18 protein-coding genes and 1 pseudogene are annotated in these 25615 nt (G+C 38.7%); 5 read left to right on the forward strand and 14 right to left on the reverse strand.

What is annotated here, in order from left to right; genetic code table 11:
• Window positions 1–29: 29 nt before the first annotated feature.
• The 3 genes from AAGD16_RS11785 to AAGD16_RS11795 are packed head-to-tail and all read right to left on the reverse strand — an operon-like array spanning window position 30 to window position 3729.
• Window positions 30–1256, reverse strand: coding sequence for a restriction endonuclease subunit S (locus AAGD16_RS11785; RefSeq protein WP_377111915.1), 1227 nt, complete (start codon window positions 1254–1256; stop codon window positions 30–32).
• Window positions 1256–2842, reverse strand: coding sequence for a type I restriction-modification system subunit M (locus AAGD16_RS11790; RefSeq protein WP_377111918.1), 1587 nt, complete (start codon window positions 2840–2842; stop codon window positions 1256–1258). The genes AAGD16_RS11785 and AAGD16_RS11790 overlap by 1 nt, the downstream gene beginning before the upstream one ends.
• 14 nt (window positions 2843–2856) lie before the next feature.
• Window positions 2857–3729, reverse strand: coding sequence for a WYL domain-containing protein (locus AAGD16_RS11795; RefSeq protein WP_377111921.1), 873 nt, complete (start codon window positions 3727–3729; stop codon window positions 2857–2859).
• A 143-nt stretch (window positions 3730–3872) separates the two neighbouring features.
• On the opposite strand from AAGD16_RS11795, the gene AAGD16_RS11800 reads away from it, so the two are divergent.
• Both AAGD16_RS11800 and AAGD16_RS11805 read left to right on the forward strand, forming a co-directional pair.
• Window positions 3873–4502: an exonuclease domain-containing protein gene (locus AAGD16_RS11800; protein WP_377111923.1), complete on the forward strand. Its 630-nt coding sequence runs from the start codon at window positions 3873–3875 to the stop codon at window positions 4500–4502.
• Between the two features lie 17 nt (window positions 4503–4519).
• On the forward strand, window positions 4520–5110 hold the full coding sequence (locus AAGD16_RS11805) for a transcriptional regulator (RefSeq protein ID WP_377111926.1): 591 nt from the start codon (window positions 4520–4522) through the stop codon (window positions 5108–5110).
• Window positions 5111–5224: 114 nt separating this feature from the next.
• Here AAGD16_RS11805 and AAGD16_RS11810 read toward each other — a convergent pair whose 3' ends face one another.
• The 6 genes from AAGD16_RS11810 to gmtY form a co-directional block, all read right to left on the reverse strand.
• A complete protein-coding gene (locus AAGD16_RS11810; RefSeq protein ID WP_377111929.1) occupies window positions 5225–7627 on the reverse strand; it encodes an AAA family ATPase in 2403 nt (800 codons plus the stop codon).
• A 929-nt stretch (window positions 7628–8556) separates the two neighbouring features.
• Window positions 8557–10641, reverse strand: coding sequence for an ATP-dependent RecD-like DNA helicase (locus AAGD16_RS11815; RefSeq protein ID WP_377111932.1), 2085 nt, complete (start codon window positions 10639–10641; stop codon window positions 8557–8559).
• A 59-nt stretch (window positions 10642–10700) separates the two neighbouring features.
• On the reverse strand, window positions 10701–11138 hold the full coding sequence (locus tag AAGD16_RS11820; protein ID WP_377111935.1) for a VPA1267 family protein: 438 nt from the start codon (window positions 11136–11138) through the stop codon (window positions 10701–10703).
• A 4-nt stretch (window positions 11139–11142) separates the two neighbouring features.
• A complete protein-coding gene (gmtX, locus tag AAGD16_RS11825) occupies window positions 11143–11763 on the reverse strand; it encodes a gamma-mobile-trio protein GmtX (RefSeq protein ID WP_377111938.1) in 621 nt (206 codons plus the stop codon).
• Window positions 11756–15544, reverse strand: a complete 3789-nt coding sequence (locus AAGD16_RS11830) for a VPA1269 family protein (RefSeq protein ID WP_377111941.1) — start codon at window positions 15542–15544, stop codon at window positions 11756–11758. The genes gmtX and AAGD16_RS11830 overlap by 8 nt, the downstream gene beginning before the upstream one ends.
• Window position 15545: 1 nt before the next feature.
• Window positions 15546–16982 (reverse strand): gamma-mobile-trio recombinase GmtY, encoded by a 1437-nt coding sequence (gmtY, locus tag AAGD16_RS11835; RefSeq protein WP_377111944.1) that lies wholly within the window; start codon window positions 16980–16982, stop codon window positions 15546–15548.
• A 128-nt stretch (window positions 16983–17110) separates the two neighbouring features.
• Between gmtY and AAGD16_RS11840 the strand changes: the two are divergent.
• Together AAGD16_RS11840 and AAGD16_RS11845 are read left to right on the forward strand one after the other, a co-directional pair.
• A pseudogene (locus AAGD16_RS11840) lies at window positions 17111–17554 on the forward strand (AAA family ATPase); the annotation flags it as partial.
• Between the two features lies 1 nt (window position 17555).
• Window positions 17556–18743 (forward strand): VWA domain-containing protein, encoded by a 1188-nt coding sequence (locus tag AAGD16_RS11845; RefSeq protein ID WP_036953547.1) that lies wholly within the window; start codon window positions 17556–17558, stop codon window positions 18741–18743.
• Between the two features lie 258 nt (window positions 18744–19001).
• Here AAGD16_RS11845 and AAGD16_RS11850 read toward each other — a convergent pair whose 3' ends face one another.
• The 4 genes from AAGD16_RS11850 to AAGD16_RS11865 all read right to left on the reverse strand — a co-directional run bounded on the left by AAGD16_RS11850 (window position 19002) and on the right by AAGD16_RS11865 (window position 22051).
• Window positions 19002–19580, reverse strand: a complete 579-nt coding sequence (locus AAGD16_RS11850) for a hypothetical protein (RefSeq protein WP_377111948.1) — start codon at window positions 19578–19580, stop codon at window positions 19002–19004.
• A 236-nt stretch (window positions 19581–19816) separates the two neighbouring features.
• The gene (locus tag AAGD16_RS11855) at window positions 19817–21049 is read right to left on the reverse strand and encodes a divalent metal cation transporter (protein ID WP_350314841.1); all 1233 of its coding nucleotides are present in this window, start codon (window positions 21047–21049) and stop codon (window positions 19817–19819) included.
• Window positions 21050–21190: 141 nt separating this feature from the next.
• Window positions 21191–21547: a ribosome hibernation-promoting factor, HPF/YfiA family gene (hpf, locus tag AAGD16_RS11860; RefSeq protein ID WP_013465684.1), complete on the reverse strand. Its 357-nt coding sequence runs from the start codon at window positions 21545–21547 to the stop codon at window positions 21191–21193.
• A 189-nt stretch (window positions 21548–21736) separates the two neighbouring features.
• A complete protein-coding gene (locus AAGD16_RS11865; protein ID WP_024602085.1) occupies window positions 21737–22051 on the reverse strand; it encodes a pyrimidine/purine nucleoside phosphorylase in 315 nt (104 codons plus the stop codon).
• A gap of 415 nt (window positions 22052–22466) precedes the next feature.
• Here AAGD16_RS11865 and AAGD16_RS11870 point away from each other — a divergent pair, with 415 nt between their 5' ends.
• Window positions 22467–23225: a hypothetical protein gene (locus AAGD16_RS11870; protein WP_377111953.1), complete on the forward strand. Its 759-nt coding sequence runs from the start codon at window positions 22467–22469 to the stop codon at window positions 23223–23225.
• Window positions 23226–23482: 257 nt separating this feature from the next.
• On the opposite strand, the gene tkt is transcribed toward AAGD16_RS11870, so the two are convergent.
• Complete coding sequence (gene tkt, locus AAGD16_RS11875) at window positions 23483–25474, reverse strand: transketolase (protein ID WP_377111956.1); 1992 nt, start codon at window positions 25472–25474, stop codon at window positions 23483–23485.
• Window positions 25475–25615: the final 141 nt, after the last annotated feature.

Here is a 25615-nt window from a genome sequence, read left to right on the forward strand (position 1 = left end):
CTTTTCTTTTAGGCATAATCAATTTATTCCTAAACAAACATCTGTTGTAACAAACCTTTTTTGAAGGTTTGTGTTAGCTCTATTTGCTCATTTAATGCTTGAAGCTTGTTATCTAAAGTATCCAGAAAATCAGCTATTTTTTCTTGCTCTTTAACCGAAGGTAATTCCCACTTAAGTTTTAAGAATTCGGACTTACTTAACACCCTGTTTCGACCAGCACCACCGGGGGAAATCAAATCCAACATGTATTTAAAGCGCTTCAACTGAATAATGTGTTTGAAATATCGATGTGTTGCTTCATTCTTTTTGAAGGTATATGTCGGGAAACGGTGAGATACAAGACCTCCATCATCTTCAGTTTTGGCAATAGCAATCGCCCCTTCCCAAGCGAAAGTGATATTAACAACCAAGTCATTTGGTCTTACAACAAATAACTTTTCCATCGCAATGGCATCAGGATCAGAGTCTGGCTTTTGAAAAGTACCTTTCATATGACTTCTAATCCCTAATGCTAAATATTTCTTACTAGGCTTTGGTATCTCCCTAAATTCAGGACTAAGCACTTGGTTCATTGTTTTTTCTTGCCAATCAGGAAAGGCTTTACCGTTTTCATCTTTAAAGCGGATTTCTTGCTTAAACAGCTTTTGCATCACGCCTTTTTTGTATTGATTGAGTAAGGCATATTTTTCTTTAAGAAGACTGTTTTTTTTATCTACTGATGTAAGGAAATCAGCGATTTTTTGTTGCTCTTCAATTGTTGGCAATGCAAGCTTTAATTTAGATAATGACTCTTGGTTGATATTAGTATTTGCACTCGTAGTACTCATTCTTAGCAATGAATTTCTAAATTTTGAAGTCCAAAAACAAAAACGTTTAAATCCATGTTCAATATTGTCATTGCTGCGAAAGCGAATAAGAAATCCACTATAGACAGTATCTTTAATATCATGCTCACAAACTGCTGTTTCACCAACACCTTGCCTCTTAACTGAAGAGCGTATGAATAAGGTATCCCCTTTTTTAATGGAGTAGAGTTCTCGTTCTTTTTCTGTTGAATTGACCAGATCAAGTTCTGGCAAGCCAATAGAGTTTTGACCAAAAACATCCATTAAGTTAACAAATGGCATGCCATGCCCAAAATCTTCAGCAGCTTTATTAACTCCGTTTTTAAACTCCCCTAAATCAGATAAATTATATTTTTCCCAACTAGAGTCAAACTCAACAAATCTTAATGATGGTTTTAATGACAAACTCATTATCTAACTCCCTTGATGCCTAGTTCCTTATAAAACACCTCTAATTTAGAGTCTATAGAGTCAAGTTCAACATTTACGTTTTCTATGTCCGTTAATAAACTTGCTAGATTGATATCTTCTTCTTCTTCAAAAGTGTCTACATATCTAGGAATATTGAGATTGAAATCATGTTCCTCAATTGTTTCGTAATTTGAAGTCTTTTGAATTGGTGCAACATAAGCAAATTTATCTTGGGCTTGACGGCTATCAACTGCTGATAAAATTGCTTCTAGATCTTCACTACGTAAATAGTTTTGATTAGTTGCTTTTCCATAGTTTTTGCTGGCATCTATAAATAATATATTATCGCTGTGCTGTCGGTTCTTTTTAAGTACTAAAATACATGTTGGAATGGGTGTGCCGTAGAATATATTAACTGGTAGCCCTATTACCGCATCTAGGTAGTTTTTATCTTTGATTAAATGCTTACGAATATGACCTTCAGCTGCACCTCTGAAAAGTACACCGTGTGGTAATACAACTGCCATAGTGCCATTTTCATCAAGTTGGTGAATCATGTGCTGAACAAAGGCAAAATCTGCTTTACCTTTGGGGGCTAATTTACCGTAGTCTTGAAAGCGTTCATCAGTTAAAAAACCTGCTGAGGCACTCCATCCTGCTGAAAATGGCGGGTTGGCGACTACGGCTTCAAAGCGTTTTTCAACATGATGTGGTTGTTCTAGTGTATCGTCTTGCTGAATATCAAAATTACGGTAATGCACACCGTGCAATATCATATTCATGCGAGCTAGGTTGTACGTACTTGGGTTAGATTCTTGGCCAAAGTAGCCACCAACTTCACCGCCTTTGCGTTTGATCTCTTTTGACACTTTTAATAATAGTGAGCCTGAACCACAAGTTGGGTCGTAAACACTTTTAAGCTTGTCTTTACCTTGAGTTACAAGTTTGGCAAGTAGTGTTGAAACCATAGGTGGCGTATAGAACTCTCCGGCTTTTTTACCTGCTCCAGAGGCAAATTGGCCAATAAGGTATTCGTAGGCATCACCCAGTACATCAATGTCAGTTTCATGATGAAGAAAATCAATATCATCAAGATGAGTTAATACTTTTGAGATAAGCTCGTTTTTAGCGTTTTCTGTTTTACCTAGTTTGTTTGAGGTTAAGTCGAGGTCATCAAACAAACCGTTGAAGTCATCTTCTGCGGCTGTACCCATAGTGCTTTGTTCAATATGGTTAAGCACTTCAGATAAGTCTTCTAAAATAAACTCGCCGTTTTCACCTTTTTGCGCCAATACATGAAATAGCTCGTTAGGTTTTAAGAAGTAACCTAAATGGTCGATTGTCTCTTCTTTAATCGCTTCTAAGTATTCTTTGCCTTCATCTGTGCTTTCATCAATAGCGTCAAACTTAATGCCATCTTCTTTTAATAGCTCATCCGCATATAAATCCATACGTTCTGACAAATATTTGTAGAAGATAAACCCTAAAATATAATCACGAAATTCATCGGCACTCATGTTGCCACGTAAAGTATTGGCAATGTTCCAGAGCTGTTTTTCTAATGCTTTTTTGTGTTGTTCAACCATGTTGGTTACTGTTCCTAGTTAAGTTGTTGGCCTGGTGTTATTGAGAAGTCGATTAAATCGACCAGGCTGTTTTTATTCTTCAAATACAATTGGTACTCGTCGCCAGTCAATGTTGCGTCTTCTGTACAATCAACATTCCACTGGCGGAGTATGTAATTTGCTAAAGCGGCTCGAACTTCAAGTTTAAGTATGCTCTTTGTCATGCCGTAATCCATTTCAATAGCTTTACTATGGCTGAGCCTTGGATGAGGTACTAGCTGCAATTCACACAGCGTATTCCAAGCGCTATCCATGCTGGCCAGTTCATTACTTTTAGGCTTTGTTTCTTGTAGTTCGATACTCTTGAATCGTGTGCAAACAAAATCCCTAAACTCTTTGCTTTTACGGTCATATGCTCTTAAATGCCACCGATGGCCGTTATTAACAATGGCATGTGGTACTAATTCTCTTTTGGTTGTACCGCTGCTGAGTGACTCATATTCGCATAGGATTGCTGAGTTAGAGTAAATCGCTCGCATGATGGCCGAAACAATTTCTGCTTTAGGATGAACTAATCTAACTGCATCAAAACATATTTGAGATTTCTCTTTTGGCAACGAGAAGCCATCTCCAAAGCCTTTTGATAATGTTCTAAGGGTTGATTCAGGGTCGTGCTCGAAAATGGCTCTGAATGCGTCTGAGCGTACATACCGCTTATTCTCATGCATGAGCACAGCATTGTCTGGTGCCAATTCTCTATATAGAGAAATATCGCGAGTACACGAAGCCAAACCAGTTCCAAATTTTTGGATCAAGTCTGCTCTTGCTATTTGACCAAAGAATTCAAGGCTAAAGTCAATAAAAGCAAGGCGTTCGCGTTGTGCATGGTTCAGATTTTCGAGCAGCATACTTTAATAAAACCAAGTTTTAATTAAAGTACATTAGCTTAAACGGCGAAAAGGAGCAATCAAATTGATGTAATCATTTTGATTGTTTTTTAGTTGATGTTGTAGGCTATTTAATAATTGAAACAACAGAGCTCGGAACATTAATGGAACCAGAATATAATTCAGGCAGCCTCAGCTCACTAATCAATGATTATAGGCATATTGTAGTCGTAGACATTGAACATACATGCACGATGGACGGTTCAATCCCACCTGAGGAGCGAGAGATAATAGAAATCAACGCTGTACTTATTGATACTTGTTCATTACAGATAATTGATGAGTTTAGTGAATTGATCCGCCCGATTACACATCCTAAATTAAGCCAATTCTGCACAGAGTTAACAGGGATCACACAAGCCGAGCTAGATATTGCAGATCCATTTCCAAAGGTGTTCGCTCATTTTATTGATTGGTTACCCGATAACTCTGATTATGTACTAGCTACATGGGGCTCTTACGACATAGTACAGTTAAACATCGATTGTGCTGTACATGGGATGGCAGCATTTAAACCTTCAATCAACTTGAATTTAAAAATAGCATTTAAAGAAGCTCGCAATTTAAAGAAAAAAGTGGGACTGAAACGAGCGCTGGAGATTGCAAATCTTTCATACGAGGGGAGCCATCATCGAGCTTTGGATGATGCTAAAAATACAGCGAAGCTTTTACCGTTGATTTTTAATGATAAAAACAGCCAACAATCCATGAGGTCATCATTAAATTCGAAATAAATGATGATTCGTTAACAATGAATGAAATTGACGACAGCCTTTTTGAGGCGGGATTTGATGACGCGATTATTAGTCATTCAGGTGACGGAAGAATAGCAATCGAATTAAGCCGAGATGCGACTAGCTATACTGATTTGGTTGAATCAGTTGTTGCCGAGGTAATGAATGCTATCCCCAGTGCAAAAGTCATCCGGGCTTCGAGTGACAGTTTGCAGACAAACCAAAGGCGACATCTAAACCCATTCAAGCTCAACAATCTAGGTAACCCAGGAGTCGATGTTATGACTTCTAAAATTCGCAGCCAGAAAAAGCTTAAATCCATTACAAAAATTGAAGGTGGTTATATTGTAGATATTCCAAATGACAAAGCGATGCTGCATCCGGCTCGATATTTCGAGGCTCTGTACTTACATAAATTCCGAACCCAAGGACTTGGAAATGATGAACTCAGCAAGAAGTTGGGTTTGTCAGGCGAGCAATGCGATGATTTTCTTAAAGAAAAAGCGATAGTAACAGTTACTTTGGCTAAACGGCTTGAGGCAGTGACGGGTATGCCTTACGATTTTTGGTTACGCGCACAAAGTAATTTTGATAATTCGAATAAATAAGATTGCAGGTGATCACAATCAAGGCTTTATTTAAATATTCGTGCTTACCATCAAGAATTCATTTCAGTATTGCGAGCAAAATGAAAACGGGGATTATAAAAGCCCCGTTAACTATTAAACAATTTCACCAACACTTCTCATTAATGAAGAAAATTGATCATTATCTTGTTTGAGTCGTTCAATGATTTGCTTAGCGGCAGTTTGCATTTCTGGCACATCTATAGGTATCGAACCACTTTCGAAGCACCCCTTTAAATGCGAAAATTCGTTATTGATTCTATCAACTAGCACTGCTGGGATTTTTTCATCACCAAAAAACAGCTTTAACTTATCTTCATCAGATTTGTGATCTGGGTACTTGTAGTAAAGATAAATCTCGAAAAATTTACGTGCATTGTTCGCAAAGTTGTAAAACGAGTTGAAGTTTGCGTCATCAACACTTTCGACATTGGCGCACTTATATATTTGATGAAAAAGATAATTAAACTCTGTGATGTATTTCTTGAGATAATCAGGCATAGACTGAATTGTAGAAAACTTACCTTGCCTAATCACAACAAAAAAGTCTTTCTGGTAGCTTCTCAACTTTCCAGAGCCTGTCGGGTCAATATACTTGCCATTCAGCATTCTCAGATACTTCAGGAAATCAAGGTTGTGTGTTGAAACAAATAGTTGTGCAAATTTACCCTTCTCGACAACTTCCGCATTTAATAGGCTATAAATAAAGAAAATATGGTTACCATCGAGCGATGAGATAGGATCATCAATCCAAATAATGGGTTTTGAGTCTTTGGTTGCGACATCATCCAACTTGGCCAAAAAGTAGCAAAATGCCAGCAAGCTGCATTCACCTTCACTAAGGTGATAAGCTTTCTTTCCGTCACGGATTACTTCAAATCGAATGCGCTTAGCATCTTGCGTTGGTCCTTCATCTTTTTTAGCCTCCAACGTTAGAAACTGATGCCCGAAAAAATTATTAAGATATTCATTTACCTTTTTGGCTCCTTTTTCTTCGTCATTCAGTTCACGTTTTTTAGCCGTAATTTGTGCTTGTTTTTTGGTAATATTCGCAGTGATAGCTGTCTGCGCTTGTTGAGCTTCATCCCTCTTTTGCTTTAAGGTTTCAATTGAGTTTAGCTGTGTTTGGTAATCAATCGTAAGCAAATAATCAGAGACCTCTTTCAATCGCAAGTCGGCTTTAGCCTTGGTTTGTTCTCCGGCTAAAGAGCTGCTAAATAACTCTGATTGCGCGCAAAGGTCACTATATTCTTGCCAGATTTGCGTTAGTTTCGCTGTGCAATCAGCGAGGCTCTCATAATTTTTAGCGTTTAGAATGTCTCCTTTACGCGCCTTCAGTTGCTTGGCTAGCTTACCTAAAGCAAGCTGATAGTCTTTGCTTGCAGCTTTTAACCTGGAATCTAAAGCGGTTAGTTGTGAGTGAAATTTGGAATAAAAAACAGATTGTTCAATGGTGAGTGCGGATTGAACTATTTTGTTCTCGGTTTCTATCTGATCAAGTAACGCATCAATCGACTTTTCTAATAGTTCAGATTCTTCATCAAAGTGCTTATCAAGCTCTGCCCATCGCTCAGCAGAAATTTCATTGTCGCAAAATGCGCACTTTTCATGCTTGTTTCGATGGTGAGTACGACCTTCATTGACCCAGCGGTTAAGTACTGCATCTTTGACTAACGCCTGAATTTTGTCAGACTCACTGATCGGCTTGGTTACCAGCGCTTCAACTTGTTGTGCCAAGCTCAAAAAACTTAGCTTAGGCGGCGAAAAATTAGATATTGCAGGCAAAACCTTTTCATCAATCAGCTTTTCGTGCTCGCTCACTTGCTCTGATGTTAACTGTTGAAAATCTGGGCTACTTACAGTTGTGATATCAGCCTTTAATTTTGTAATGGTGTAATTTTGGTCGCCAAAACGCTCAGGCTTGTATTTAATGCCGATGTCTTTATTAGTCGCTTTATCACCCAATTGTTTTTCTAGACTATCATTCGATAGTTTATGAGAGGCGAAGGCATTGCTGTATGCAACAGCGGCCTGCTTTTTGTCAGCAAACAAACCCGTTTCTTGCCCTTCCATACTAGAACCGAGTTCCGCCTCAAGAGCTTCAATCTCTTTTTCGATCTTATTATTGTCATCACCTAAAATGGCAAATGGCTCAATGCTGTCGTCAGGATTAGTGATGAACCTGAGGTTATCTCGAATAAAGTCTTCATTGAAAACGCGAATGTTCTTGTCGTGGTTAGATAAGGCCGCGAGTGTTACATCTGTGTTGTCAGTAAATTTCAATTGAAACGAGGGAGTTCCGTATTTATCTGATAAAGAACGAGTCTCTAAAGCACGAGCAATACGCGACAGTGTGGTCTTACCGGAATAATTGCGACCATATATGATGTTGATATCAACAAAGTTCTGAACGGCGCCACCTTTGTTTTTAACTTCACTATCCCAGCTAAAATCATTAAAAACACCAAGCTTTTTAATTCGCTGAATTTTCTTTAGCATAGAAACCTCCTTGTCATCACTTTTGTTATGAAATTTTCAGTGTAGCTCCGTAAGTAGAGAGGACTAACCTATTACTTCCGTTTTGGGTAGAAGTTAACACATTTGATTCAAATTTTCTTTGCTTTCAAATCATGCGGGTTTACCTTCTCCATTGAAAAGCGCTTATCCAAGCTGATTAGGAAATAGTTATTATCATTTAGCGATGTTATACCATTCGTTACGGACCACAACTAAGGGCCCACAGACTATTATTGTTTCTGACTTTGCTTAGAATCTACAATCTCAATATTTGAGCTTAGTACCAAGGCTTCATTTCAGTATTTCGATCAGAATGAAGCCTTTTTCTAATATTTGCGCGTTTCATCAATGCTTAATTTCAGCACTGCGATCAGAATGAAGGCTTGTTTCAATATTTGCGCTTATCATCAAGGCTTCATTTTATTATTGAGATCAGAATGAAGCCTTTTTCTAATATTTGCGCGTATCATCAAGGCTTCATTTCAGTATTGAGATCAGAATGAAGCCTTTTTCTAATATTTGCGCGTATCATCAAGGCTTCATTTAATTGTTGAGATCAGAATGAAGCCTTTTTCTAATATTTGCGCGTATCATCAAGGCTTCATTTCAGTATTGAGATCAGAATGAAGCCTTTTTCTAATATTTGCGCGTATCATCAAGGCTTCATTTCAGTATTGAGATCAGAATGAAGCCTTTTTCTAATATTTGCGCGTATCATCAAGGCTTCATTTAATTGTTGAGATCAGAATGAAGCCTTTTTCTAATATTTGCGCGTATCATCAAGGCTTAATTTCAGCGTTGCGATCAGAATGAAGGCTTATTTCAAAATTCGAGTTTATCATCAAGGCTTTATTTCAGTATTGAGATCATAATGAAGCCTTGATTCTAGTACAATTTAGATGCTTTGTTTCTTACATCCGCAACATTTCATAAAGGTAGCTATTTCTCTTGTTTGAGTTACTAGGTGACTGGATGATTGATTTAAAATCTTCCGATGAACCGACAATGTGTATTTCATTTTCAGCCCGAGTAATAGCTGTATAAAGCCATGCTCTGTCAACAATTCGGCCTTTTTGAAGCGCTATGATTACTCTAGGAAATTGAGAGCCTTGGGCTTTATGTAGTGTTATTGCATACCCTAACTCCATTCCATCAAGCACTTGCTGAGTTATTTCAACTTTGTCACCAGTATCTAGTGTCACTTCACCAAATGAGCCTTCGGTGGAAGTAACCGAAGTGAGTTCCCCAAGCGAACCATTGTTGATTCCTTTATCGTACAAGTTCTGAGTGAACAATATTTGATCGTTAATTCTAAGTTTTACATGAAACTCATCGCCATGGAGATTGAACTTTAATTGCTCTCCATGCTCATTAACAACATCCTGAATTTGATTATTAATGTCTTGAACCAGTTTTTTAGTCGGCGCCATAACACGGCTATTGTATGGTGACTCTTCATATAACTCGCAACATACATTTGCAATACGGTGCTTAGGAATTTCATGAAAGTATACCGCCCCAGAACTTAAACTTTCAGGGACTAAGCCTTGGTTTATTTGCTTTGAATATTCCGGTATACCAGTTGAGCCTTCCTGGCGTTTTACGATATCCAGCATAGTGTTTGCAATGGTATTTGATAGAACTATGTCTGCAAGAACCTTACCGCACCCTATTGGTGGTAGTTGGTCAGGGTCACCTGTGAATATAATGCGTACCTCTGGATGAAGATGGTTTACCAAGCGATACATTGTGGGCAAATCAATCATACTGGCTTCATCAATAACCAATAGGTGCTTTGGTTGTTCATTACTTGGTTCAATTGGTGCGTCACGAAGTAACTTGGCGATGGTTGAAGTAATAAAACCTATCGATTCATGCAGCCTCATTGCCGCTCTGCCACTAAGTGCAACTGCATGAATTTCATATCCTAGATGATGATATGCTCTAAGTGCCGTTCTGAGAACAGTTGTCTTTCCCGTTCCAGCCCCACCGGTTATAGAGCTTACCGCATTATCTAAACATGTTATTACTGCTTCGGTTTGTTTTTGGGTAAGCTCATAAGGCAATTGTTCAACAGCAAAGCAATATGCAGAATTTGCATTTTCGTCATATAAATTATTTTGCCTAGCAAGCTTATTCAGTCGTTTTGCAACGACATTCTCCATCAGTAGTTGTGCTGTTGGATGATATGTACCTAATTGATGATTAAGAACGTATTGAGCCTTATGATGTCCAGCTTTAAACGACTTGGCACATAACTCTTGGTCTTTTAATAAAGCAGCTAACTTTGGCTTAAGCTCATTTTGTGTTGTATAAGTGTGACCCAATTCTATTTGTTTGCGAATTGCAATTTCTAACGCTGCGCTTAGGCGTTTGGGTTCATCCTCGTCACGGTCGAATATGGTAACGCCGAGTCTATCTGCATCCTCAAATGACATACCAAAACCGATCAATAGATACGGATTTTCCTTAATGGCGGTGATGGACTTTTCGTTATGATGCTTAAGCAAACGCTGTTGAATAGAAGAAGGTATATGGTGATTTGACATCCAGTTACACGCGCTTAAATTAGCATACTTGGCATAGCCTTTATAAAGTGCATTGATGGACTCTTCGCTCAGAAGGCCGCTAAGTCGACTTCTCGACTCTGTTGTGTCTTTCTTAGCAAGATGATGAAAGTCATTCCCCAAGGCATTCCACAACCGTCTGGCTTTACTTTCACCGATACCTATAAAGTCTTTTTCGTTGGCTATAAACTTTATGAGTTGTTCACCAATTTCAGGAAGAGAGCATTTTGCTTCAATTGGTGAATCAAAAACATGCTGTGTCATGACATAGCCATTGTTCTCATACTCACTGAAGGTTTTTACACCTTTAACTTCCCAGTGTTGACCAATGGCCGGACTCACAGGGAGGCTATCAGGGCATGCTTTAACCGAAACAGTGTACTTACCGCTGTGCATTTTATAGCTATTTTTTTTGAGCGGGATGCCCATGAAAATCACATGTCTATTGCTATGAAACCTTATGCTAGTTACACGAAAATACTCTGTATTCATCGAGGCATAAACCCCATTTCATAAAGGGTGTCCGATAACTCACCAAAGCGCTCAAGCTTAGACTCTAACTCTTTAATTTTAGCTTTCAGTTCGATATTCTCGGCTTCAATAGCCGATAGCCTTTTCGACTCAAGGTGTTTTTTATGAGTAGTGTTGTCGTATTGCTTGGGTTTATCTGGTTCTTCTTTTGCCCTTATTGTTAAGGGAGGTAGCACACTTTCCTCGCGAAGCCTATCTTCCAATTTGCCAAGGGCTGTTTTAAGCGCTGGGTTCTGATTAAGAGCTGATTTTCCACAACCGATGGCCTTGGCTATCTCACCTCGATTGAGCTGCCCTCTGTAGATTAGTTGAAGGAAATCGTCATTGGTTTGAGTCGAAACCCACAGCTCAAAAGCTTCAAGTGTTTGCTGAGCTTTTTGTTGACCGTTAGCCATAGTTTTAATCAATAGTTAAAAGTTTTTGAATTGCATCTATAAACCCAGGTTTAGTTATGGGTTTACCCATAGAATTAACTAATCTTCCATTTGAACCGATCTTAAACCCATTGTCGGCCAATTTATTATCGGAAATAAAGTCACTGAGTGCTTTTAGTTCAACATCAGATAGACTGTTTTCTATTCGCATAGGTGATTTACCTCGTTCTGAACGTAGATCTACCTCAATTTCAGTTATAGCCTTTAATTGGTTTAATTCATTTTTAAGTTTTTTTTCGCTAGCAATTAGATCCAAAATTTTATATCGCAATTCAGGATCTTCAATCCTACCAACCCAAGACATCGGCTCTGTGAGTTTTTTATCAATAACATCTGTTGGGTTTTCAGCGTTATATGCAATGATTAACTGTTGATATAATCTGCCTGTTTTATTTCTAATTGACTGAGCTTTGATGCCTCCTAAGCTGTCTGATATACGTCCTATTGTGGCTATACTGAAATCATTGGACTTATTTTTAATTTGACTATCACAAGCTAACTTTAAAATTTCTAGGTTATTCTTTACTCGTTTGCTTTTAGCTCTATTCAAAAGTTCATTAAATATGACTTCAACATTTTTAGACATCAACATTCTCCAACTTAATATTCTGAGATTTGTTGGAAATTAATTGCTGGCTTTTACCACTAAATAAAAGTTTAAGCCCGTCCTTTACCTCACTCATATCAACCCCTAAATCCTCCAACGTTATAACTCCATTTTTGTCCATCAAATCACTTACCTTATCCCAAGACCCCAACCTTGAACGCAACATTTTTGTTATCTCGTTTCCAACTTCTAGTTGTTGTTGCTCAGTTAATGTGAATAAGCCTGGAGAAATGCCATTTTTTGTTGCAAATAAATCTAATAATTGAGAGCGAGAAAGATTTGCTTTCTCTGGCCTAGCTGATTGATGGTAACTCGCTGATTGACATATCATATCAACATGAAGAAAGTCGCTAACTTCGGGGAAACTCAATGAAACATCTCCACATTGTTCGTGTGTTATTAAACTATGTCCAGATAATTCATTACCATTTTCTATTTTAGCATTAATTATATCTACGGAGTTCATGGATAGCCTTATTGCCACTATGAGATCACATACAAGGGAGTCGAATCTTGTTACCTCTTGTTCGTAGTGTGCTTCTGCAAGTGCAAGTTCATGAGAATTAAAAAATGGCTGTTTGTTTCTTTCTTGCTGGTATTGCTTATCTTCTAATACATCGATCTTTTTTCGTAATTCGTCTATGTTTTTAGATGCAGCTTTACACTCTAATGAAATCTCATTTGTGATCATTTGAAGACCACCTAAAAATGCAGGGCCTGTATAGAAGAAGCGGCAACGTAAACAATTACTTGAACCCAAATATCCCGAAGGGACGGGGTGGAACTGAGCTCCTTTAGGGGTAACCGGTTCACCACCTAATGAGCATTTAGTTCGACCATTAGGACAAATTCCATAATCCATTATACTATAGGCCGCAGCTGGTATATCTATGTCTCTAGATGCAATTTCACCGTTGCAGTTAATTATTTCACTTTTGGCTTGTTCCATTTTTCTTTGCCGAATTAACTGTTCAACTCTATTTGATTGATTTTTTATTATTAACGACTCTGCATCTTTTAAAGCGTCTTTAATTTCTTCCGCAGTTACTTTTGTGTAGTAAATTGTCATTACTATTGAGGAATGCCCTACAAGCTTCTGAACAATTTCAGGTGCAATTTTTGCATCTCTTATGAACGCTGTTATTAGCGAAACCCGCATAGAGTGAAGAGTAAACAATGGTTGCAAGTTACTCAGTGAATTAGTGTCTATCTTTCCCTTTTTTGGAACTACCAGGGGCAAGTCTTCATCTTGTATCAGATACAGAATTCCCGCAAATCCAGAACTTAATTTTGACTGGGTTAGAGGAAGCCCTTTTTGTGCTGTAGGATCTCGAAAAAGAAAGCATGTCTTGCCTTTATAGCCATACTTATTAAGTGTACGTTGGTTTTCAATCTTAACACCTTTACTCCATTCCGTCGGCTTGTTCAATGGATTATACTTAATTTGCCAGTTTCGTAGCTTAACTAGTAAAGGAGTGATTCTTGCGTCTATCCAAGGAATATCGTATCCCTCAAATGCATTCGATGCTGTTTTGTTAGTATTTACATGACAAGTAACACTAAAGTCCGACCCTGGCTTTAAAAACCCTTGGTGATACTTTTTAGGAACGCGGAATGCTGCGAGTAAGGTATTATCTACCCACCTGAAATTCCCATTATCTTCAACAAGTATTTTGGCATCAGCTTCGCCGCTATCTAACCAGCATATTTGCGACCCCCTAAAGGGCATAAATAATTGCGTATAAATAGCTACGATCCTAACTGGGGACCATAATTCATATATGCCATTTGACTCTCTCCATACACAGTCTGGATCTTTCTCATCTATAAGGCTTTCATCTACCACGAACCACTCACCTACAGAGTCAAAAAAATTAGTTTTATTTTTTAATCGATGGTAGATGTCACGAAGGGTAAAACGTTCTTGATTAGATGATATTATGGCGTGTCTGGCACGTTCAATATACCGAAACGGAAGGGCGGGTTTTGTCGTTTCTGCATGTCGTACAGTAGCTGAAAAATCAAGCCTTAATTTTTTCTTATCAAGAGGGTTACTATATCCTTCAAGAGTTATCACCTCTCCAGTCTCTTCACAATGATGTGAGCATAATTGTTCAATTATATAATCAAAGAAAGAGTCTAAATGATTAACAGTAGCAACATTCTTAAGTGACTCTGGTAAAGAATCAACAAACTTACTGAAATCAAGCAGCTGTGAATCACTTAAGCATAAAATCTCAGGTTGATAAGGTAATTTGTCTTTGAAATACTCAAAAAAGCGTTTTACAACACCTCTTCTCGTTGAATAAGAACCGGCGGAATTAACCCATTTTTCAGCAACATCAACCCAAGCTTCATGTCTATCATCATTAAATACTGAAAAATAAGACTGTTTATACAATAGGCTAGCAATTCTGATGTTTGGAGACACTGTCTTTGGGTTTGTTGGTAAAAATGGCCTGCTAGATGCTGCATCATCATACTCTTTTCTCGTTGTGATCTTATGAGTTTGACAAAACTCCTTAATTTTTTTTATATCCCACAACTTTTCTTTATCAAAAGACATGAACTCATTAAAGTTACTAAAGCCATAAAAAGTAATGGGATCTTCAGGAAGTGAACGGTATAGCAAGTGCAAGTGAATGTAATCATCAATGCATGTTACATGCTTTCCTTTTTCACGTAATAACTTAATGGAATCAAGAGGATCTAGATATACTAGCCCAATAAAACTAGGCCAGTCGTAATATTCACTATAAAAAGTTTTATATAATCTAGGAAGCCTTTTTTCTTGTGTGCACAGGGCAACATAGTCATGCGGAGTCTTTAATATTTTCGGCAGTGAACTAATAAAATCGACAGCTTCGGCATAACTAAAATAAGACAATGATAAAAAGTCATCCCAAGAAATCCAACCTTTATCTCGATATGTAAATGCTGGATTAAATGGTAAAAAAGGATCTTTTTTCCTTTTGGACTTATAATCTTTTCTGTGTTTGATATCTAGAAGATGCGCTGCTTTTTTAGCCTCTTCAACTGTGTTATATACCCCCCGTAAGAAGTGATTCCAGTCAATCCAACCTTTATTTCTGTATTTACGGTCTGGAATACGAGTTAATCTAGGATCTTGTTTGTAAGCCTTCTCATACTCTTTTACATTTTTTACATTCAGCTTTTTAACAGCAATAGCTGCTTCAGCATATGTTTTATACAAATCTTTTCTGTTAGTTCCAAAAAACGTATACCAATCAGTCCAACCTTTCCCTTTATATCTTCTATCAGGGTGCGCAGGTAGCATAGGGTCTTCATTAAACCTTTTTTTATAATCAGTTGTTTTTTCTATGCCAAGTGCTTGTACTGCTTTTTCAGCGTCTTCATAGGAACCGTAGCGCTCTTTGTTTAAAAATACTTCCCATCCTTCCCACTTTTCACCATACCACTTGGCTGGATCTGATGGTAAGAGAGGATCTGATTTATATTTTTGTCCATATTGTATAGCAGTTTCACATCTAAGAGCTTGAGCTGCCTTCTTGGCATCATCATACGAATCGTATTTTGTTCCTCTAGGAAGTCCATCAATCAAAAACGCTCTCCAGCCTTTCCAATCATTCTTATACTTATCATAAGGCTTATAAGGTAAACGAGGATCTTTTTTATAACCACTTCTATATTGTGTAACGTTGACAAAGCCTAGCCTTCTAGCCGCTGACATTGCTTCTTCATAAGATTGGTAAGGGTTACTAACGATGTGCCTAGTCATTCTAATTACCTTGTAAAATTTCTATACCAGTGCGTGCCTTATTATTGTCACTTAGGAAATTAATTGCTTGTGATAATTGTTCTGCGATTTTCTTAATATGGGGCTCGGTATAAGTTTTCTGACTTTCTAATGAGCTATGATGCATTGCACCTTTAATTACAAATTCATCGACAGCCGGACAAATCTTTTTAGCATCAGCTAATCGCTGACCATAGGAGTGCCTGTGGCTATGAGGAGATCCTCCAAACTCCAGGTAAGGAAGCAACCCAATCTTTTGAACAGCTGCCTGGTGTTTTTTTACAAAAGATTTAATACTTAGTGGGTCACCATTCCTGTTAGTAAACAAAAAAGGATGCTCTCTACCTGTCAAAGGAGGAACTCGTTGTTTTTCTACGTAAAGCCTAAAAAGTTTGAAAAAAACACTTTCAATATTATCGCCAAATAAAAAGACCGGAAAATATTTACCCACATTTGAAACTACTGGATTTTTCCATCCAGCATGGTATTTTTTTTCATTAGATGACAACCGATCTTGTAAGCCGTACTTTTCAAGCAAGAATTGTTTTCTTGTGCAATGTTGATTCCGAGAAGAGTCTCTATACCACTGTGGAGCCAAACCTTCAGTGGGATGGTAAACTCTAATTTGCTCCAAGCCTACATTTGGAATGATATCATCCACATAAATGTGGAAAACCTCTGACACCCTAAGTCCACCATAATGCATCAATATCGTAATAAGTAAGTTAGCTAAGTTATACTTTTGTAAAACTGGACTATTTTTGTGCTGCCCCGATTTAATGAAACCATGAACTAACAAATCCCAGATCTTATCCTCATTAAACGGCTTTTGGGAATCAGCAGAGGTAGGGGTTGTATTTCTATAGCTAACAACTCTTGCTTTGTGAGTTGAATTTTTACGGTGCTTATCAGTGTACGTGTGCTTTAAAAAAGAGCGATTCATCCGGTGGTTATAAGCAGCTAGATTCATCAAGCGTTCAGCTGAAGTGGCATTTTTTTGAGGGTTTAATAATTCCGTAGTTCCATCTTTTTGTTCAAATAACCAATCTGAATACTGAGTAATGTGTCTAATTATTTCATTTGCTGAGTTTTCAGAGCGTGCAGCCCACCTTAGGTTTGTAGGATCATAACCTTCACTGTCTATTGTTCCATCAAACAGTCGTTGAGAAAACACTTCAAACATTTTAGCTGGAGTTTTAAATACATTCTTGTTCACAAAGGAGTAATCAATCAAGAGCCTGATGGATTGAATAGACTTCTCCAACCAACCTTTGCGCCTCCCATTTAGTTTACACTGGAGTAAATAGTCGAGGTGAGACATTAGAATAGAACCATTTACTGCCACTGCTTTCATATGAATAAGTGAACTATGGTTATCAATTCGGACTTTGACTTTGACTGCTGCACTGCAAAGGTACATATCAACCCCTTATACTATTAGTATATAAAATAGGGGTATGCTTAAAAATAGTCAAGTAAAAAAAAACTGATAACAGAATAATCATGATGAATTGGCACTTAATAGTATGGTTTTAAATGGGGGTATTTCTCGATAAAATGGAATTTCACGTCTACGAAACCGGTGAGCGCATTGTGGCCAAAGAGCGCCCTATTGTGATCATCACGTCAAACAATGAAAAAGAGCTGCCTGATGCGTTTTTACGCCGCTGCTTTTTCCATTATATTGATTTTCCAAATAGCGACGAAATGCAGCAAATTATTGATGTGCACTACCCGCATGTTAAACAAGATTTAGTTCGCCAAGCACTTGAAGTGTTTTTTAACTTACGCGAAGCCAACGGTCTTAAAAAGAAGCCATCCACCAGCGAGTTACTGGATTGGTTAAAACTATTAATGGCTGAAGATATAGACGCAAAAACGCTGCACGACAAAGCGCAAAAAGGCGGCTTAATGCCGATGTTTGGCGCACTACTTAAAAACGAGCAAGACATAAGCCTAATCGAAAAGCTCGCGTTTATGAGCCGTCGCTAATATGTTGGTACAGTTTTTTTTCACGCTACGTAAATACCGCTTGCCTGTGAGCCTGCGCGAACTACTCGATTTAATTAACGCTTTAAAACAAGGCGTTATATTTGCTGATGTAGACGCGTTTTATCATTTAGCGCGCACTATTATGGTAAAAGACGAAACCCATTTTGACCGTTTCGATAAAGCTTTTAGCGATTACTTTAGCGGTATTGCCGACTTAGACCTGCTCGAGAGCTTAAAACAGCAGCACAACTTACCTGAAGATTGGTTGCGTAAAGAGTTTGAAAAGCACCTAAGCGATGAAGAAAAAGCTCAACTAAAAGCCATGGGCGGGCTCGACGAGCTGATGAAAACTCTTAAAGAGCGTTTAGAAGAACAGCAAAAACGCCACGCTGGCGGCAATAAGTGGGTAGGTACCGGCGGCACCTCGCCTTTTGGGGCATACGGCTATAACCCTGAAGGTGTGCGTATTGGTCAAGATGGCAACCGCAATCGCCAAGCGGTAAAAGTGTGGGATAAGCGCGAATACCGTAACCTCGATTCTGACCGCGAAATTGGCTCACGCACTATAAAGCTGGCCCTTAAAAAACTACGCAAATTTGCCCGCACTGGCGCAAGCGACACCCTTGATTTAAACGAAACCATACGCGCGACCGCCAAACAAGGTGGCATGCTCGATGTAAAAATGGCACCCGAGCGCCACAATGCAGTAAAAGTATTGATGCTGTTTGATATTGGCGGCTCAATGGATGACTACATTCATACCTGTGAAGAACTATTTAGCGCCGCCCACAGCGAATTTAAACATTTAGAGTTTTACTACTTTCATAACTGTTTATACGAACACGTGTGGCAAGATAACCAACGCCGCCACTCAAATGTTATTGACACCATGATGCTGATCAACAAGTTTACCAGCGACTACAAAGTTATATTTGTTGGTGATGCCACTATGGGCCCATATGAAATTGCCTACCCCGGCGGTTCAGTAGAACATTGGAATGAAGAGCCCGGCAGTGCATGGTTAAACCGAATTACTAATCACTTTGATAAAGTCGCGTGGCTCAACCCACAACCGGTTGAACACTGGCCGTATTATCAATCAATTGATTTTATAAAGCAGCTGATGGATAACAGAATGTACCCGCTGAGTTTAGATGGAATAAGTAGCGCGATAAAAGAGCTGAGTTAAATGTTAATTTACGACAGCTCAGCGCTAGCAGCAGAGCTTCGGGCGTGAACCTATAACTTTGTTGGGTGGCGCCTTCGGCTTAACCAACCTACCTTTGACGTAGGTCGAATAAGTGGCGAAGCCACGCCATCCGACAAAATGATCGATGTACCAGAAACAATCCGATGCACCGCGTTAATGAACAACCGCATGTACCCACTTATTTTAAATGAGATAAGTAAAGCGATAAAAAAACTTAGTTAATGCATTTTAAGTAGCTCATGCTCCATATTTTTGATGGTATTCACTGAGCATGAATTCTAATTTCTTCTCGAAGACTTCAATGGATGGTGTTTTTCCACTTAACCGCTGCTGCTTTAGCCATTCAAGTAATTCAATCCTTACTAAATAACCGTCTTCAATGCAGTAACTTGGATCTGAAAGCCAAATTTTTGGAGCTCCTAGTGAAGCTCCTGAATACCAGTGACAAATGGAATAGCCTTCACTTTCAAGCTTATCACTAAGTTGCCAGCTATAAATCCACCAGGTAATCAGAAATAGAGGGAAGCATCCTATAATAACAAATAGCCCCCTTCGCATCGATTTCTCTGATATATCACCATGCATTCTTTGATAAATCCCGTAGATGAATACAAAAAAAGCGGGCATCATAACTATCAAAGGAATTACTACAGGTTTAATTTTTAACGACATTACATTTTCAGCAATAAGACTTAATGTGCTAATTTCTAATTTAAAGCTGTAGGCATAGAGAGTAATGATTAAACATAAAACGCCTATAGAAAACCACCCCTTTTTAGGGTTGGTAGGTGAGAGTTGATTAGCCGAGCTTGCCATTTTAGTATCGTCTTCCTGAGTACGGAATACCAAATAAGCGGTTTATAAACTCAATTGGATTGTTATCGTACATTCACTCAGCCCTATCTAACTCATATTTAAACTAATTAGGATAAACATCATAATTTTTGACCGTCTTATCTTCGCTCTTTGCAGCCTATCGTGGTCCACACTAGTCGACATTTATGCAGAGGTTGTTTGATTTGTACCTCGAACCTCGAACCTCGAAAATAAAATCACATCAACTTCCAAACCACAAACGCTACAGCAAAACCAACCAAGTACACTAAACCTAACCACGTTAAGCTACGCAAAAGTAGACTGTGTTTAATCGCGGGCTCTGAGCGCACTAGGCTGAAGTTAAGCCATGCAAAAACCGGTGTGGTTACAAAAGCAAGTGTCATTGCAAAGGTAAGCATAGGGCCAAGGGCTGATTTAAAAAATAAAATAACCGCCATACCGGCCAATGCTTGCAGTATAAGCCAGGTATTTAAGCTGTGTTTAGATTGCTTAAAACCAAGTAATTTGTGTGATTCGTTAAGTGTGCGGGCGTAACCGTCAAGTACGGTGAGTGTGGTGCCAAACATACACAAAAACGCGATCGCTGATACCAACGGCCTTGCCCACTCGCCAATAGTGAGTGCATACATATCAATCAGCTGTTTAGCAAACGCTACACCGCCAAGCTCTATATTACTGCTTTGCCCATATTGCACTAACGCACCTAAACTAAAAAATACCAGCGCAAGCCCGGCGGTTAACCAATAACCTAGATTAAAATCGAATAAACCTTGGTTTTTAGTCACACTTTGCTGAGCTTGTTTTTCTTTAAGCCACAACGAGCTCAGTGCCGATATTTCAATAGGCGCTGGCATCCAGCCCATTAAGGCAACCATAAAGCCTAACATGGCAAGTTCATATGGTGAGGGGCCAACGTAGTTTACAGGCGCTACTGGGCCGTTATTTATAGCAATAACCAATGCAGTGATGGTTGCTATAGTAAGTAGCCCCATAATAGCTTTTGCTACGTTATCGAGCGCTTTAAAATGCCCCAGTAATAATATAATTAAACACACGGCCAATATTACCCAACACAATAAGGTAACAGGAATGCTAATAGGTAATGCGTAGTGTAATAAGCTCGCCGTAAGCAACAATACACCTGCGGTATTTACCACAGCGGCAATAATATTGAGGGCAATAAAGCTGTAAAAATAGCCAGGCCCTTGGTTTTTATACCCTTCTACTAAACTGTTTTTGGTGGCGAGTGTGTATTCCATACCAAAACGAAAAAACGGGTACTTTAAAACGTTAACCACCACAATAAGCCAAAATAGCTGCCAGCCAAATAATGCGCCTGCTTGAGTAGAGGCCACCAAGTGTGAGCCACCAATGGCAGCGGTTGCCATTAAAATACCTGGGCCGAGCGCCCCTAACCGAGACTTCCATGTGTTTTGTGTGTACTGCATTAACTTCTCAAATTTGGTGTGTTATGTGCTTTTATTATTAATTTTTATCATTAATAAACTGTGTGAATGCATAACTTACCTAATTTACAGGCAATAAAAAAGAGCCCTTAGGCTCTTTTTAAAATAACACGCTGTTAGTTATTAATTTAAATCCATCTCTTGGATGATTTCATGTGCTATTTCTGGTGTGGTACTTACAGGCTTTTCATGTAAGTTCGCTTTTATTTGCCCTTTACGATGCTTTAGTGCGGCATCGAGTTTTTTAGCTGCGCTGGAAATAGCAGGATACATAACTTCGTTTTCCCCTTTTACCGATATACGCGCACCTTCATAATTTGTGCTAATTTCTGCTTGGAACTTATGATGCTCTTTTGAAAGAATAATATCTAGAGATATCAATGATGGAAAATGGCTCGCGACTTTTGAGAACTTTTCGTTAATGTGTTCTTTAATAGAATCAGTAACGTCAACATGGTGACCAGAAAGATTAATTTTCATAGGGTATCCTTTTATTTGTTACCTCATAGTTAGTATTGGGGGCTAAACGAATTAACACAAGAGAAAAAATGAAAATTACGCAATTATTTATTACCCCACCTGATTTAGATCATTCATTTAGCATTAAGTATGCAAAAAGCCGCTTTAAAGCGGCCTTTAGAGGTGTTGATAATTTAATCAATCAACAAATTAATCGGTGTATGAACAACAATAATCTGCAAAATCACTTACTTTTACATGAAAGCTCACATTAGCATCAACGTTAAATGACTCACCCGCATTAAATGTTTTCCACTGTGTTTCACCAGGTAGTAATACATCCCACTGCCCTGCTAACAACTCCATGCACTCTTTTTGGTTAGTATTAAACTCAAATTCACCGGGTTGCATAAAACCCAAGGTTTTAGCCTCACCATTACCTAAAAGCACAGTGCGGCTTGACACTTTGCCATCGAAGTACACATTGGCTTTTTTAACCACACTAACGTTATCGAACTTTGGCATGTTAACTCCTGTTGTTAATTTATAATTTTGTTACCCCCACAGTGCCTGATACACAAAAACCTTGCAAGTTAAGTGCTGTGAAAATTGCTCATTTGGCTCCGGGCTTCGAGCTTCGGGCTTCGGGCTTCGAGCTTCGGGCTTCGGGCTTCGGGCTTCGGGCTCCGGGCTTCGGGCTTCGGGCTTCGGGCTTCGGGCTTCGGGCTTCGGGCTTCGGGCATATATGGTAGGTCGTGTTTTAGCGCGTCAAGTGTTTTACGTTTAGATAAATGATTAAACATAGATAGAGAAAGCAAGGCACTGTCTTGATTTGAAAAAGATTTTCGACACTTTTGTGTGATACTTTAATTTGTAATATTTAACAGGTCTACTTTTTTAAGGATTGAAGCATAATGGTAATAAATAATAAAAAAACTCAATGTTTTTTAAGACATTAATATACCTAAGTTTTTTAACTATTTTTCTTCCAATACTTTTAGCAATTTCCCAAATTATTTTCACTTACCCTCAATTATCATTTTCTCATTCAAAGCCAGAAAATTGGTCAAATATCACAAATACCTTCTCACTAGCTATAGAGCTTTTTAAAGTATTAATTTCAGTAACAGGTGTTTTTGGTTTGTGGTATAAAATCACTCAAACGGAGAGGCAAATAAAACAAGTTGAAAGTAAAGACAATTTTTCAATTTTCATTCAGCATAGAGAATACATTATTGATACATTGAAAGAACAATTAATTACAATTGAAAGTCAAAATAATTACTCAAGCCACCCATCAATACTTTACATAGCTTTATTTCCTGAAAACACCCCAAAGAAAGTAATAAATTTTGACGTTACCTCCAAAGTACCAACTATTGAATTTCCAAACTTTTTATTTGCGATTAATTCCATTAATCATTCCATTGAGATAAAGAAAGAGGAAATAACTGAACGATATGTAGAGGGAATGATTAATGAAATCCAAAAAGACTTCGAGCCTTTTGGCTTTAGGTTCATAATAAGAAGCTATAACAAAAGTGAGCTAGCTAGCGTAATAAAAACAGCTTCAGATTTACTAAGGGTAATTAATTATTTTGCTCCCATGAACTCTCTTGAGCTAGAAGCAGCTATCGACTATTTCGATCAAATATTGCTAAATGAGCTAATTAATCCTTATAAAGAAGAAGTGTATTAATTCATTATTTTATAAAATAACCATAAAGCTTTTGATAAAAACAACGCGCGAAACAAGTTTCACGCATAGCAAGACATTAGAAAAAAAATAAAACAAAACACTATAAAAATCGCAGCTGAAGTACCCTCTTACGATTTTACTTAGCACGGCTCCTCAGCGCCAAAACTGAAAGCTAATGGCTGACAGCTCTGCCAGCCAAACAAAAAAGCCCGCCCTGCTATACACAGGGCGGGCTTTTAAAACACTAAAGCAATTAATTAAAACAATGCGTTTGCTTTGTTAACTACATTTTCTACCGTAAAGCCGAAGAACTCAAATAGCTCGTTTGCCGGTGCCGACTCACCAAAGGTGGTCATACCAACTACGGCGCCATTTAGGCCTACATACTTGTACCAGTAATCAGCAATACCCGCTTCAATCGCTACGCGACGTGAAACGCTTGCTGGTAATACGCTTTCTTTGTACTCAGGCGATTGGTCTTCAAACGCATCAGTACATGGCATAGATACAACACGTACCTTTTTACCTTGCGCACGTAGCTCTTTCGCAGAGTCTTGCGCTAGTTGTACTTCAGAACCCGTTGCAATCAAAATAAGCTCTGGATTGCCGTCACAACTTAAGATGTAACCACCCTTTTTAACGTCGCTTAATTGCTGGGCATCACGAGCTTGCTGCTCTAAGCCTTGGCGAGTAAAGATTAATGATGTAGGACCGTCTTTACGTTCAATAGCTTGTTGCCATGCAATTGCTGACTCAACTTGGTCACATGGGCGCCAGTTGTATAGGTTAGGCGTTAAACGCATGCTCGCAATTTGCTCTACTGGTTGGTGAGTAGGACCATCTTCACCTAAACCAATTGAATCGTGCGTGTATACAAAAATGCTTGGTTGCTTCATTAATGCAGCCATACGCACAGCGTTGCGAGCGTATTCCATAAACATTAAGAACGTTGCACCGTAAGGAATAAAGCCTTTATGAAGTGCAATACCGTTCATAATTGCCGACATACCAAACTCACGTACACCGTAGTAAATATAGTTACCACTTGCATCATCAGCAGTTAAGCCTTTAGAGCCATCCCAAATTGTTAAGTTTGAACCTGCTAAATCGGCAGAGCCACCCATAAACTCAGGTAGTAACGGGCCAAATGCGTTTAATGCATTTTGTGATGCTTTACGTGATGCTGGGTTTGCTGGGTTTGCTTGTAACTGCTCAATATACGCTTGTGACTTTTCAGCCCAATCAGCAGGTAATTCTGAATGTGTACGGCGTTTGTATTCTGCTGCTAGCTCTGGGTATGCTTTTTCATATGCGGCAAATTTTTCGTCCCAGCTTGCTTCAAGCTGTTGGCCTTTTTCTTTGTTATCCCACTGTGCATAAATATCTTCAGGGATTTCAAATGCATCGCCCGTCCAACCTAAAAACTCGCGAGACGCTTTAATTTCGTCATCACCAAGCGGTGCACCGTGACAATCGTGGCTACCTGATTTATTAGGTGAGCCGTAACCAATAATAGTTTTACAACAAATGAGTGTTGGCTTATCAGTCACGCTTTTAGCTTCTGCAATTGCTGCACTTACTGCATCGCTATCATGGCCATCAACGTCACTAATTACATGCCAGCCGTATGCTTTAAAACGTGCTGGGGTATCATCACTAAACCAACCTTCAACTTCACCGTCGATTGAAATGCCGTTGTCATCCCAAAATGCCACTAATTTGCCTAGGCCTAATGTACCGGCTAGTGAGCATGCTTCATGAGAAATACCTTCCATTAAACAACCATCACCCATAAACGCATACGTGTGGTGATCAACAATGTCATGGCCTTCACGGTTAAACTGCGCTGCTAATGCTTTTTCAGCAATCGCCATACCTACCGCATTTGTGATCCCTTGACCTAATGGGCCCGTAGTGGTCTCAATTCCTGGCGCGTATCCATATTCTGGATGGCCTGGTGTTTTAGAATGCATTTGGCGGAAGTTTTTAATTTCGTCCAGTGGCAAGTCATAACCACTTAAATGCAGTAGAGAATAAATTAGCATTGAACCGTGACCATTTGAGAGTATAAATCGATCTCGGTCAGCCCACTCTGGATTTGTTGGGTTATGTTTTAGATAATCGCGCCATAATACTTCTGCGATATCAGCCATGCCCATAGGGGCTCCAGGGTGACCAGATTTGGCCTTTTGTACTGCGTCCATTGACAAGACGCGAATAGCATTTGCAAGTTCTTTGCGAGATGGCATGAATTCTCCTACCTTTATATGTATTTGCGCGGGTATTTATTTATCCCCATTCTTACTTATTGTGGGGGCTGTGTGCAATTAAAAACCCATAAAAATAGGGCATTATGAATATTTTTTAAGAACCATTTACTATTAGATATT

Source organism: Pseudoalteromonas sp. M58, from assembly GCF_042604605.1.
In the GTDB taxonomy this organism is placed as follows: Bacteria; Pseudomonadota; Gammaproteobacteria; order Enterobacterales; family Alteromonadaceae; genus Pseudoalteromonas; species Pseudoalteromonas tetraodonis.